9 protein-coding genes and 1 tRNA gene are annotated in these 12,991 nt (G+C 62.8%); 6 read left to right on the top strand and 4 right to left on the bottom strand.

From position 1 onward, the window contains the following. Positions 1–109: 109 nt before the first annotated feature. Positions 110–949 carry an IclR family transcriptional regulator gene (locus tag GOW72_RS04770; protein WP_170365540.1) on the top strand — a complete coding sequence of 280 codons (840 nt, stop codon included), beginning with the start codon at positions 110–112 and terminating at the stop codon, positions 947–949. Here GOW72_RS04770 and GOW72_RS04775 read toward each other — a convergent pair. Genes GOW72_RS04775 through putA form a run of 3 tightly spaced genes read right to left on the bottom strand, consistent with a single transcriptional unit; the run spans position 925 to position 5,476 of the window. Further along, positions 925–1,296, bottom strand: a complete 372-nt coding sequence (locus GOW72_RS04775; protein ID WP_170365543.1) for a GFA family protein — start codon at positions 1,294–1,296, stop codon at positions 925–927. The two genes, GOW72_RS04770 and GOW72_RS04775, sit on opposite strands and share 25 nt — an antisense overlap. Continuing rightward, positions 1,293–2,036, bottom strand: a complete 744-nt coding sequence (locus GOW72_RS04780; RefSeq protein ID WP_170365546.1) for a rhomboid family intramembrane serine protease — start codon at positions 2,034–2,036, stop codon at positions 1,293–1,295. The genes GOW72_RS04775 and GOW72_RS04780 overlap by 4 nt, the downstream gene beginning before the upstream one ends. 41 nt (positions 2,037–2,077) lie before the next feature. Continuing rightward, positions 2,078–5,476 (bottom strand): bifunctional proline dehydrogenase/L-glutamate gamma-semialdehyde dehydrogenase PutA, encoded by a 3,399-nt coding sequence (gene putA / locus GOW72_RS04785; protein WP_170365548.1) that lies wholly within the window; start codon positions 5,474–5,476, stop codon positions 2,078–2,080. Between the two features lie 102 nt (positions 5,477–5,578). On the opposite strand from putA, the gene GOW72_RS04790 reads away from it, so the two are divergent. After that, positions 5,579–6,067, top strand: coding sequence for an Lrp/AsnC family transcriptional regulator (locus GOW72_RS04790; RefSeq protein WP_093964720.1), 489 nt, complete (start codon positions 5,579–5,581; stop codon positions 6,065–6,067). 30 nt (positions 6,068–6,097) lie between these two features. Continuing rightward, positions 6,098–6,664 (top strand): tetratricopeptide repeat protein, encoded by a 567-nt coding sequence (locus tag GOW72_RS04795; protein ID WP_170365550.1) that lies wholly within the window; start codon positions 6,098–6,100, stop codon positions 6,662–6,664. Between the two features lie 54 nt (positions 6,665–6,718). Here the strand turns inward: GOW72_RS04795 and GOW72_RS04800 are convergent, their stop codons facing one another. Continuing rightward, positions 6,719–8,608, bottom strand: a complete 1,890-nt coding sequence (locus GOW72_RS04800; RefSeq protein WP_170365552.1) for a PhoX family protein — start codon at positions 8,606–8,608, stop codon at positions 6,719–6,721. 307 nt (positions 8,609–8,915) lie between these two features. Between GOW72_RS04800 and GOW72_RS04805 the strand changes: the two genes are divergently transcribed. The 3 genes from GOW72_RS04805 (at position 8,916) to GOW72_RS04815 (ending at position 12,982) form a co-directional block, all read left to right on the top strand. Beyond that, positions 8,916–8,989, top strand: a tRNA-Gly gene (locus tag GOW72_RS04805). Positions 8,990–9,117: 128 nt separating this feature from the next. After that, positions 9,118–10,938: an ABC transporter transmembrane domain-containing protein gene (locus GOW72_RS04810; RefSeq protein WP_170365555.1), complete on the top strand. Its 1,821-nt coding sequence runs from the start codon at positions 9,118–9,120 to the stop codon at positions 10,936–10,938. Positions 10,939–11,092: 154 nt separating this feature from the next. Next, the gene (locus GOW72_RS04815; RefSeq protein ID WP_170365557.1) at positions 11,093–12,982 is read left to right on the top strand and encodes an acyl-CoA synthetase; all 1,890 of its coding nucleotides are present in this window, start codon (positions 11,093–11,095) and stop codon (positions 12,980–12,982) included. The last annotated feature ends 9 nt before the right edge of the window (positions 12,983–12,991 follow it).

Genomic DNA, 12,991 nt, shown 5'->3' on the forward strand with positions numbered 1-12,991 from the left:
ATGCGTAACATGCCATAAATGCAGAATATTCACTTTCTCATTTCGCTGAGTGTTTGTGATCAGCTGAGAAAGCCAGACGGCCGTTCGGCCAAAATGAGGGAGAATCACAATGTCAGCCCAGAAGCGGCCGCGCGGACGGCCCAAGTCGTTGTTCAAGGAGAGCTCGGCCGGAACCATGCAGGCGTTGGACCGTGCGCTGGGGGTCCTGACCACGGTCGCACGGCTTGAACGCACCGCGCTCAGCGACCTCGCGCGTGAGATCGACGTGCCTACTGCAACCACGCATCGCATCCTGACGACCTTGCAAAAGCATGGGTTCGTCAGCTTCAGCGAAGAACGTCAGGAATGGATGATCGGAGTCGAAACCTATCGCACAGGCGCTTCGTTTCTGCGGCACAACAGCGTTGTCGAGATCGGTCGGTCAGTTCTTCGACGCCTGATGCAGGACAGCGGAGAAACTGCGAACCTGGCAGTTCCCGACGGGTCGGAAGTGGTGTTTGTCGGGCAAGTCGAGACATCGAACCCGATCCGGGCGTTCTTTCCGCCGGGCGCGCGCACACCGATGTATGCCTCGGGTACGGGCAAAGCGATCCTGGCGGCCATGACCGAGGCATCCCGGGCCATGGTGTTGGCGGACACCCAGCTTGTGCCTTATACGCCCAACACGCGCGCCACATTGGATACCTTGCGCGAGGATCTGTCCGAAACGCGGCTGCGCGGATGGTCTTATGATCGAGAGGAGCGCCACTCGGGCATGAGCTGCATCGGAGCCGCGATCTTCAACGACAAGCAAGAACCTTGCGCCGGAATCTCTGTCTCGGGGCCGACCGCGCGATTCAGTCCGGACCGGGCACCCGAGCTTGCCGCCCACGTCGTTCAGGCTGCGCAAGAGATCACGCGGCTAAGCGGTGGTCAAACTCCGGATCAGTCAGACCGATCAGAGGGGTGATTGACCCCGTCATTCCAGGGAATCGGCCCGTGGGTTCTGGGGTTTGCGTCCTCGATGCAGCCAAGGTTGACGCCGCACTCTGCCGGATCCGAGCGTCTTTGGTGATAAACGTATATCCCGCAGGTCTTGCAGAAATAGTGTTTCGCCGTGTGCGTGCCCCACGTGTAGAGGCTCAGGTTCTCGGCGCCTTCAAGAATGCGCAGGCTCTCGGTCGTGGCCGTCACGGCCGGGGCCCCGCGGCGGATGCAGAAGGAACAGTCGCATCGGGCAGCCGTGGACAGGCCACCGGGAAACTCGGCTTCGATCTTCACGGCGCCGCAATGGCAGGTGGCGGTCATTTGGCTCATCGGCGTGGCACTCTTGGTATACGGGACTGGGTGAGTTTGTAGCGGTGTTCGGGATGCGGCGGGTGACCGTGGGTGCGGTTCCAATAGGCCGGCCCGCCGCGTTTCAGCCACAGTGGGATGCACAGAACCAAACCGATCACGAAACCGCCCGTATGCGCCCAATAGGCCACACCGCCGGCGTCAGGGTTGCTGGACACGCTGCCAAGGAACTGCATGCCCAGCCAGACGCCCAGCATCACGAAGGCCGGGATTGTGAAGACCCGGAAGTAGATGATCAGAATCAGCAGGATATCGACGCGCGCCTTTGGGAACATCAGCAGGTACCCACCCATCACTGCGGCAATTGCGCCGGACGCGCCGATGGTGGGTACCAGCGACCCGGGAGCCGTAACGATATGGACCAGCCCGGCGCCGATACCCGCGACCATGTAGAACAGCAGGAAGGGCAGGTGGCCCATCTCGTCTTCCATGTTGTCGCCGAAGATCCACAGGAACAGCATGTTGCCGATCAGATGCATCCAGCCGCCATGCAGGAACATCGACGTCACCAACGTCTCGAGCGCCACGCCGTCGCTGATGCGGGCGGGGATGATCGCATAGTCGAAATAGAACCGGTTGATAAGCCGGGCGTCATCCATGATCCCGACATAGCTGAGGAAAATCAGGACATTCGCCGCGATCAGCGCATAGACGACATAGGGTGTGCGGCCCGAAGGGTTGTGGTCTCGAATTGGAAACATGGGGGGACGCTGGGCTTTTCCCGGCCCAGCGTCAAGTCAGCTTATGCCGCACCGCCCAGAAGTGCGGCGTTTCCTCCGGCGGCCGTGGTATCGACGCAGACATGGCGCTCGGCCATCACCCGCGCCCGGTCGGGCAAGCCGGGGATCAGCGGCAGGATGGGGCCGTCTCGCCGCGACAGGTGCAGTTCGATCTGACGCGCGGTGTCCGCATCGCCCCACCACAGAACCCCCGATATTCCCGGCAGGTTCTCAAGCCGGTGCAGGTCAAGCGCGCCCTCGGTCTGAATCGCGGTGCCGCCAAGCGCGAGAATGGCGTCTGCCTGTGCCTTGGACGCCTCGGGGCCGGGGCCCAGGCACAGGAACGGCGCGCGGGGAAACTCGGTCAGCCGGTTCGATTCGCCGGTCGGTCCGGGCATCGAACGGGTCGTCGGCGCGGCAGGCTGCCCGGTCGGCGCCGGCAGGTCGGCTGGGGCGGACCATTCCGCGGCCACGACCTGTCGGTCCGGGGCGCAAAAACGAGCCAGATAGTTCGGGCCACCCGCCTTGGGGCCGGTGCCGGACAGGCCTTCGCCGCCGAAAGGCTGCGAGCCGACGATCGCGCCGATCTGGTTACGGTTCACGTAAATATTACCGGCGTGGATCGCCTCGGTCACGTGCTGCACCCGGTCGTCGATGCGGGTGTGCAGGCCGAAGGTCAGGCCATAGCCGGTGGCGTTGATGTCGGCAATCACCTGGTCGATCTCGTGTGACTTGAAACGGGCGACGTGCAGGACGGGGCCGAAGATCTCGCGTTCCAGCGCATTGATGCCGGGGACCTCGATCAGCGTTGGCGCCACGAAGATCCCCTCGGGCGGCAGCGCCAGTTCCTTCAGAACACGACCCTCAGTGCGGGCCTTGGCGACGTGGTCTGCGATGCCCTGACGGGCCTGTTCGTCGATCACCGGGCCGCAATCGGTCGAGAGCAGCCACGGGTCGCCCACCGACAGGGCGTCCATCGCGCCCTTGAGCATGGTCAGCACGTCATCGGCGATATCATCCTGCAGATACAAACAGCGCAGGGCCGAGCACCGCTGGCCCGCCGACTGGAAGGCGCTTTCGATGATCGATTGCACGGCTTGTTCGGGCAGGGCGGTGCTGTCCACGATCATCGCGTTCAGCCCGCCGGTTTCGGCGATCAGCGGTGTTCCGGGCTGCATGTGCTCGGCCATTGCAGCGCGGATTTTCAACGCCGTCGCGGTCGAGCCGGTGAAGGCCATGCCCGAGACGCGCGCATCCGACGTCAGCGCGGCCCCGACCGCTGGCCCGCCCGGCAGCAATTGCAGCGCATCGCGCGGCACGCCGGCTTCGTGCAGCAGTTGCACCGCCCGGTGGGCGATCAGCGGAGTCTGCGGTGCGGGTTTGGCCAGAACCGCATTGCCCACGGCAAGCGCTGCCGAGATCTGCCCCGTGAAGATCGCCAGAGGGAAGTTCCACGGGCTGATGCAGGTGAAGGTCCCGGCAGGGTCTGCGTCGGGGATGTTGGCGGCGTAGTAGCGCAAGAAGTCCACCGCCTCGCGCAGTTCGGCCACCGCGTCGGGCAGTGATTTGCCGGCCTCACGCGCCAGAAGGGCGAAGAGCTCACAGTAGTTGGCCTCGTAGAGGTCGGCGGCGGCATTAAGGATGCGGCCGCGCTCGGCCGCTGAAGCCTGCCACGGAGCAGCTGCGGCCAGCGCCAGCTCCACATCCGCAGCGCTGGCCGGCGCGACCGCGCCTGGCCGGTCCTCGGGCAGGGTGGGGTTGATGACAGGTTCCTCGGCCTCGGGCGCTGCGTCACCGGCCAGCAGAGGCTGCGCGAACCAGTGATGTGCGCGAAAGGCGTCGCGGGCGGCATCGATCCGGTCCAGTGTCGGTGTGTGATGCAGGTCGAACCCCTGCGAGTTTGGTCTTTCAGGTTGAAACAGTTCGGGGCCGGTTGGGATGTGGCGTGCAGGTTTCTGAACGGCCTCGAACGGATCGGCGGCCACCACTTCGGGGGCCACGTTTTCGTCCACGATCTGGTTGACGAACGAGCTGTTGGCGCCGTTTTCCAGCAGCCGCCGCACCAGATAGGCCAGCAGGTCGCGATGCGCGCCAACCGGCGCGTAGATGCGGCAGCGTGTATTGTGTTGTTCCTTGACGATCTGGTGCAGGGTCTCGCCCATGCCGTGCAGGCGCTGGAACTCGAAGGGTTGACCCTCGGCCATGTGCAGGATCGCACTGACCGTGTGGGCGTTGTGGGTCGCGAACTGAGGATAGATCCGGTCGGTCATGCCCAAGAGCTTGCGGGCATTGGCGATGTAAGAGATGTCGGTTGCCGCCTTGTTGGTGAAAACCGGGAAGCCGTCGACGCCCTCGACCTGCGCGCGCTTGATCTCGGTGTCCCAGTAGGCGCCTTTGACCAGACGCACCATCAGCTTGCGGTCATACCGCTCGGCCATGTCATAAAGCGTGTCCAGCACCAGCCCGGCACGCGGCCCATAGGCCTGCACCACCACGCCGAACCCGTCCCATCCGGCCAGCGCTGGCTCGGACAGCACCGCCTCAATCACCTGCAGCGACAGAGACAGGCGGTCAGCCTCTTCGGCGTCCACGTTCAGGCCCATGCCGGCCGCCTTGGCCAGCAGCGCCAGCGCCCGCAGGCGCGGCACCAGCTCGTCCATCACGCGCTGTTCCTGGGCAACCTCATAGCGCGGATGCAGCGCCGACAGCTTGACCGAGATGCCGGGATTGGCGCGGATGTCGTCCTGCGTGCAGGCATCGGCAATCGCCGCGATGGCACGGGAATAGGAAAGGTGATAGCGCGCGGCATCCGCCTCGGTGCGGGCGGCCTCGCCCAGCATGTCGTAGGAATAGGTGTAGCCCTTGGCCTCCATCCCGGCGGCGCGTTTCATGGCGGACTGGATGGTCTCACCGAGAACGAACTGCCGGCCCATTTCCTTCATCGCGCGCCCGACAGCGGTGCGGATCACCGGCTCGCCCAGCCGCTTGATGGCGCCGCGCAGGGCGCTGACCGGCGAGGCCTTGCCCTCGTCCAGAACCTTGCCCGTCAGCATCAGCGCCCAGGTCGAGGCGTTGACCAGCGACGACGAGGAGTGGCCCAAGTGTTTGCCCCAGTCCGAGGGCGCGATCTTGTCCTCGATCAGCGCGTCGATCGTGTCGGCGTCGGGAACGCGCAACAGTGCCTCCGCCAGACACATCAGGGCGATGCCTTCATCGGTCGACAGGCCGTATTCCGCCAGAAACACTTCCATCAGCCCCGGCGATGTGCTGGACCGGATGTCGCACACCAGTTGCGCAGCCGCCTCGCAGATGGCGGTGCGGTCGGCTTGGGTCAGGGCGGCCTGATCGGTCAGGGATTTCAGCAACGCGGTCTGGTCCGCGTAGGTCATGGAATCGATGGTGTGGCGCAGGCTGTGAGTCATGTGTCCTCCGGTCTTTCGAGTAGTATACCGGTGATCTGGCGGGACAACGGACCGAAATTGTTCTAACAAGCATGTATCGTCCTGAATTTTGGATCAAATGCCATGCGAAAAGACTTTCCGGGTTTGGACCGGTTCGACCGCGCGATTCTGTCCATCGTGGCCGAGGACGGGCGGATCTCGGTCGCTGATCTGGCCCGGCGGATCGGGCTGTCGAAATCGCCGACACAGGCGCGGTTGAAACGGCTCGAGTCCGAGGGGATCATCACCGGCTACCGGGCGATGCTGGACCCGATCCGCCTGGGGCTGGACCATGTGGCCTTTGTCGAGGTGCGCCTGACCGACACGCGGGAAAAGGCGCTGGCTGAATTCAACGCGGCTGTCCGCAAAGTGCCCGAGATCGAACAGGCGCACATGATCGCGTCGAATTTCGACTATCTGCTGAAGGTGCGGACCGGGTCGATGACGGAATATCGCGCGGTTCTGGCCGAAAAGATTTCGTCGCTGCCGCATGTGGCTAGCACCTCGACCTTCGTGGCGATGGAGGCGGTGAAAGAGACCGGGCTGGCAGATGCCATCGATGGCGCGGGTTGACGAAAGGGCGATCCGCGTCACCATTGAACTATGAGACACCTAATTCTTTCCGCAGTTCTGAGCTCGGGCGTTGCGCTCCCGGCATTTGCTGAGACCTGTCCGCCCGCGCCCGATCACGCCGCCCGGCTGGGTGAACTTATCGGTCAGATCCAGCAGGCCGAGACCGAGATGGCCGCCCGCGAGATCTCGAACCAGATGTGGGAGTTGTGGGCCGACGCACCTGACGAGGCCGCGCAGACCGTATTGGATCAGGGCATGTCCAGACGAAATGCTTGGGATCTGTTGGGGGCGCTGCAGGATTTCGACCGTTTGATTGCGTACTGCCCCGAGTATGCCGAGGGCTACAACCAGCGCGCCTTCGTGAATTTTCTGCGTCAGGATTTTGAATCGGCCCTGACCGATCTGGACCGCGCACTGAAACTGTCGCCCAACCATATCGCAGCGATGAGCGGTCGGGCGCTGACCCTCATGGGTCTGCAGAGAATGGAAGAAGCCCGCGTTGCTCTGGCAGAGGCGCTGGAACTGAACCCTTGGCTGCCCGAGCGTCACCTTGCGGCCGATGGTGGGCCTTTGGCGATGCCCGGCCAAGATCTCTGAACGGCGCTGCCACCCCCGACGCTTCGCCGGGGGTGATCGCTGAGGTAAGACGGTTCAGCCGACCAGTCCGTTGTCCTTGCGTTTGATCGCTATGATCGAGGAACGCGGCGTGCCCCCATCTGGCCAGGATCCACCGGGGTGCTGGATGCCTACGAACATGGTCCGGCGGTCGGCCGACCATGTCAGGCCGGTCACCTCGCAGCCGTTCGGGCCGGTCATGAAGCGAACGATTTCACCCGTCATTGGGTCGCCGGCCAGCATCTGGTTGTTGCCATGGCCTGCAAAATCGCCTTCGTTGTCGTCGTTCCCGTCGGTCTGGATCCAGACCACGCCGGTGCTGTCGATCATCATCCCGTCGGGCGAGTTGAACAGGTTGCCTTCGTTTACGTTCCCGGACCCGGCATACGCATCGGAATGCACTGTCGGGTTGCCGGCCATGACGTACAGATCCCACTGAAACGCGGTTTCTGCATGATCCTGGTTGGCTGGTCGCCAGCGAACAATCTGCCCGTATTTGTTGGCCTCCCGAGGGTTGGGGCCATTGACCGAAGTATCATCGCCACCCGCGTTGGGTTTGACGCCACGGTTCTTGTTGTTGGTCAGGCAGCAATAGGCCTCGGCAAGAACCGGGCTGGTTGCAACCCATTCCGGTCGGTCCATCGTGGTGCCACCGGCCTCAGATGCAGCGATGCGGGCAAAGATCAGAATCTCGGCCTCGTCCATGCCAGTGGTTTCCGGCGTCAGCGGCACCCATTCACCGGACATGTCGTCGTTGAATCTGGCAACATACAGAGTGCCGTCATCCAGCAGACCTTCGGTATCCCCGCCGGGAGTGTAGAGGCCGTTCGAGACGAATTTGTACAGGTACTCGCCTCGCTCATCATCGCCCATATAGACGACAATGCGACCATCCTTGGCCAGTTCGACCGCGGCGTTTTCATGTTTGAACCGCCCAAGTCCGGTATGCTTGACCGGGGTGCTGTTGGGATCGGTCGGGTCGATTTCGACCACCCAGCCGACGCGATGTGGTTCGTTGGGGTTCTTCGAGGTGTCAAACCGTGGATCGAACAACTCGTATCCGTTCCAGCTCTCGGCCTTGATGCCGTATCGCTTGAAGCCATCCGCGACCTTGGGAGTATAAGTCGCGCTTTCGTTGCTGGAGCCGAAGTAGCCGTTGAAGTTCTCTTCGCAGGTCAGGTAGGTACCCCAAGGTGTTTTGCCCGACCCGCAATTGTTCATGGTGCCCAGCGACGTTGTGCCGGTCGGGTCCGCCTCGGTCTTCAGCAGGTCGTGGCCAGCTGCTGGCCCCACGATCTTCATGGGTGTGTTGTGGTGAATGCGGCGATTGAACGGGCTGTCCTTGACCACGGTCCAGCCATCCGGGGTTTCGGCGATTTCCATCACCGTCACACCCTGCAGGTTCTGCAACTTTCGAACGTCATCCGCGTTCGCGGGTACACCTTCCTGCGCTGCGGGCAGGTTGATTTTGCGGTTGGGATACTCGTGATTGATGGCGATCAACTGGTGCCCTTGGAACGAGAAGGTCTCCATACCATCAGTGTTTTCGCCAAAAATCTTGTCAGAGTTTTCGACCGGTCCACCATCGGTGATGTCATACCCATCGGCCTCAGAGAACAGTGGATCGCCCCAGCGCATGAGGACCTTCCATTCATACCCCTCGGGGACATGCACGGTACCATCGGTCTGGGCCGCAATCGGAGTGAAGGCAAAACGAGAGGCGGTCTGCGCGTGGGCTGAGGTCGACCCCCAAAGACCGCTGCCCATGGCCGCAGCGCCCGACCCGAAGGCCAACACTCCGCCCAGAAAGCCGCGTCGCGACAGGGCGCTTTCGACGACGCGGTCAAAGTCGTTTTCGTCGGGGCGGGGAAAATGCAGTTCGTCCCAGTCGTCGGCGGAAAGGGTGGCTGGATCAACGTCTTTCATTGGATGATTCCTCGCTGTCGGAATGAATTTGTGAAACGGATTTAGGAACTGATTGTTACAGGTACTTAACAACCCCATTAACCGTTTGGGGCGGTACACACGCTAGGCAGGTTCTCGCGAACGGCAAGCACTGCAATCGTATGCTGCGCCAGTGCGCGGCCCCAAAACAAGTGCAATTCAGAGCGATTGGCGGTTGGCCGCGCAGCCCGTCCCGGGTGACCGCACGCAGACAGCCGCAAAAGCGATGCGCAGGTGGATTTCGGTTCTTGACGGCGGCTCGGGCATGGACTACTCAGCCCTTCACCAAGCGGGTATAGCTTAATGGTAAAGCCCCTGCCTTCCAAGCAGGCTATGTCGGTTCGATTCCGTCTACCCGCTCCAAATTCTCCGGAACAAGTTGCGTCAAAAAGCCCTTGTCGGGGTGCTATTGCGCGCACTCTCCTTGACCCGGCGCGCTTGCGCCGCCAAGAAGCCGTATCGCGAGTCCCAGAAGGTAAAAAGGGTCAGGCATGGCAAGAACACGCTCCGCCAACCAAGCAAACGTGCAGGCGCCCGGTGCCCATGAAGATCGACCCGGATCCCGGAAGCTGAGCGTGCTGGCCTCTTTGTGGCCGTTCATGAAGCCTTACCGGCTGCTGATGCTTGGGGCGACGCTGGCGCTGGTTCTGACAGCCAGCATGACCCTGACCTTGCCTTTGGCCGTGCGGCGCGTGGTCGACAACTTCCGCATCGAAGACGGTGAACTGCTCGATTGGTATTTCCTGGCGGCGCTGGGCATCGCGGCGGTTCTGGCGGTGGGAACGGGTATCCGGTACATGCTGGTGACCCGGTTGGGTGAACGTGTGGTGGCTGACATCCGCAAAGCCGTGTTTGACCGCGTCATCGGCATGAGCCCCGCCTTCTACGAACGCATTATGACCGGTGAGGTCCTGAGCCGTATCACCACGGACACTACGTTGATCCAGTCGGTACTGGGCTCGTCGGTGTCGATCGCATTGCGGAATTTCCTGATGTTCGTCGGCGGGCTTGTGCTGATGTTGCTGACCTCGGCCAAGCTGACCGGGCTGGTTCTGCTGCTGATCCCGGTGGTGGTGGTGCCGATCCTGGTTCTCGGGCGTCGGCTGAGGGTCATCAGCCGCGAAAACCAGGATTGGATCGCCGCCTCGTCGGGCAATGCAGGCGAGGCGCTGGGCGCCGTTCAGACCGTACAGGCGTTCACCCATGAGGACGCCAGCCGCCGCCAGTTTGGCGACATGACCGAGACCTCGTATCATGTGTCCCTGCGCCGTATCCAGACGCGGGCGGTTCTGACGGTGATCGTGATCTTTCTGGTGTTCTCGGGGATCGTCGGCGTTTTGTGGATGGGGGCGAACGATGTGCGCAACGGCGTGATGACCGAAGGCGTGCTGATCCAGTTCGTGATCTATTCGATCATCATGGCCGGGTCCGTGGCCGCGCTTTCCGAAATCTGGAGCGAGTTGCAACGCGCCGCAGGCGCCACCGAGCGGCTGGTCGAGTTGTTGCACGCCGCGGATACGGTCAACGACCCGACACAGCCCAAGGCGCTGCCGCAGCCGGTCAAGGGACAGATCACCTTTGACAACGTGGCTTTCCGCTACCCGGCCCGGCCCGATGTTCTTGCACTGGACGACCTGTCGCTGACCGTGCACCCGGGCGAGACCGTGGCCTTCGTCGGACCCTCGGGCGCGGGCAAGACGACCGTGATCCAGTTGATCCAGCGGTTCTACGACCCCGAGGCCGGTCAGGTCAGCCTGGACGGGATCGATCTGCGCGACATGCGCCGGGCGGATTTCCGGCATCACATGGCGCTGGTGCCGCAGGACCCGGTGATCTTTGCGGCCTCGGCGCGCGAGAACATCCGGTTCGGACGGCTGGACGCCTCGGATACCGAGGTCGAGGCCGCGGCCCGTGCCGCCGCGGCGCATGACTTCATCTCGGCCCTGCCCGAAGGCTATGACAGTTTCGTCGGCGAACGCGGCGTGATGCTGTCGGGCGGTCAGAAACAGCGCATCGCCATCGCGCGGGCGATTTTGCGCGACGCTCCGGTTCTGCTGTTGGACGAAGCCACCTCGGCGCTGGACGCCGAGAGCGAGCGCGCCGTTCAGGCCGCTGTCGACCAAATGCGTGCCGGGCGCACCACCCTGATCGTGGCGCACCGTCTGGCCACCGTGAAAATGGCCGATCGCATCGTGGTGATGGAGAACGGCCGGATCGTGGCGCAGGGCACCCATGACGATCTGGTGGCGCAAGATGGGCTTTACGCACGTCTGGCGCGTCTCCAGTTCACCGATGGTGTGGCCGCCGAGTGAGGTGACGCGCGGGCATTTCGCGAACCGCCGTAGCGTCATTCTACTTTTTCCCCTTGCCCGAGGGTAAGCCGTCGCTTGCGCAGGGCTGCATTTGCTTACATCTTGGACGCAAGACAGCCTGCAAAAATGCAGGGTAAAAAAGGGGAGGAACCACATGGCCTTTGTGGGCAAGGAAGACAAACTGAGAATGGAGCAGGAAATGCCGTGGGAGGACCGCGATGTCCCCGTCACGTTCCATCAACTGCTCTCGCGGACGGCCACCAAGTTCCCGGATCGCAACGCGATCAGTTTCCAGATCCTGTCCGGCCCCAAGGACAAGGCCGAAACCCTGACATGGTCGCAACTGCTTGCCAAGACGAACCAGGCGGCCAACCTGTTCCGCTCTTTGGGGGTCAAGGAAAACGACGTGGTGGCCTATGTGCTGCCCAACTGCAACGAGACGCTGGTCACCATGATGGGCGGCGCGGTGGCCGGGATCGTGAACCCGATCAACCCGCTGCTCGAGCCAGAGCAGATCGCGTCGATCCTGCGTGAGACCAAGGCCAAGGTCGTGGTCACGCTGAAGCCATTCCCGAAAACGGACGTCGCGCAGAAGGTCGCCGAGGCCGTGCGCCACGCGCCGGGTGTCAACACCGTGTTGGAGATTGACCTGAACCGGTACCTGACGCCGCCGAAATCGTGGATCGTGCCTTTGGTCCGGCCCAAGATGGCCGACAAAGAGCATCTGGCCCACGCCGATTATCTGGATTTCAACAAGGAACTGGCGAAGCAACCCACCACGCTGACCTTCGAGGACAGCAAAGAGGACCGGGTTGCCTGCTATTTCCATACCGGCGGCACCACAGGTATGCCCAAGGTCGCGCAGCACAAATATTCCGGCATGATCTACAATGGGTGGCTGGGCCACACGCTGCTGTTCTCGGAAGAGGACGTGATCATGTGCCCGCTGCCGATGTTCCACGTCTTTGCCTGCCATGTGATCGTGATGGCGGCGGTGTCGTCGGGCGCCCATGTGGTGTTCCCTACCCCCGCCGGTTATCGCGGCGACGGCGTGTTCGACAACTTCTGGAAGCTGATCGAACGTTGGAAGGTGTCGTTCATCATCACCGTGCCCACGGCGATCTCGGCCAAGATGCAGCGCCCGGTGGATGCCGACATCTCGACCGTCAAGACGGCCTTCTCGGGTTCGGCTCCGCTGCCGGTCGAACTGTTCCGCCGGTTCGAGAAAGCGACCGGTGTGACCATCGTCGAAGGTTATGGCCTGACCGAGGCCACCTGCCTGGTGTCCTGCAACCCGGTGGATGGCGAGAAGAAGATCGGCTCGATCGGGATTCCGTTCCCGTACACCGACGTCAAGATCCTGCGCGACAGCCCCGACGGGCCCAAGGAATGCGCGGTGGACGAAGTGGGCGAGATCTGCGTGTCGAACCCGGGTGTCTTTGCCGGGAACACCTATACCGAGGAGGACAAAAACGTCGATCTCTACTATTTCGACAAGTACCTGCGCACCGGCGACCTGGGACGGTTCGATGCGGACGGGTATCTGTGGATCACGGGCCGGGCCAAGGATCTGATCATTCGCGGCGGCCACAATATCGACCCGGCCGAGATCGAAGAGGCCTTGCTGGGCCATGACGCGGTGGCCTTTGCCGGCGCCATCGGCCAGCCCGACGCCCATGCGGGCGAGGTTCCCTGTGCCTTTGTCGAACTGGTCGAAGGCGCCAGCGTGACCGAGGAAGAACTGCTGGAATACTGCAAGGTGCACGTGCACGAACGCGCGGCGCATCCCAAGCACATGACCATCCTGCCCGAACTGCCGAAGACGGCGGTGGGCAAGGTCTTCAAGCCAGAACTGCGAAAACAGGCGATCACGCGGGTCTACAACCAGGCGTTGGAAACCGCCGGCGTTGCGGCGCGAGTCGTGTCGGTCATCGACGACAAAAAGCGCGGCCTTGTCGCGCAGCTTGACGCGAACGGCGCATCCGAGGACGATGTGAACCAAGTGCTGGGCAACTTCACCCGGCCGTGGGAGTGGGCCGACTGATCCGGAGGG

This window comes from Ruegeria arenilitoris, from assembly GCF_013032855.1.
GTDB classification, from domain to species: domain Bacteria; phylum Pseudomonadota; class Alphaproteobacteria; order Rhodobacterales; family Rhodobacteraceae; genus Ruegeria; species Ruegeria arenilitoris.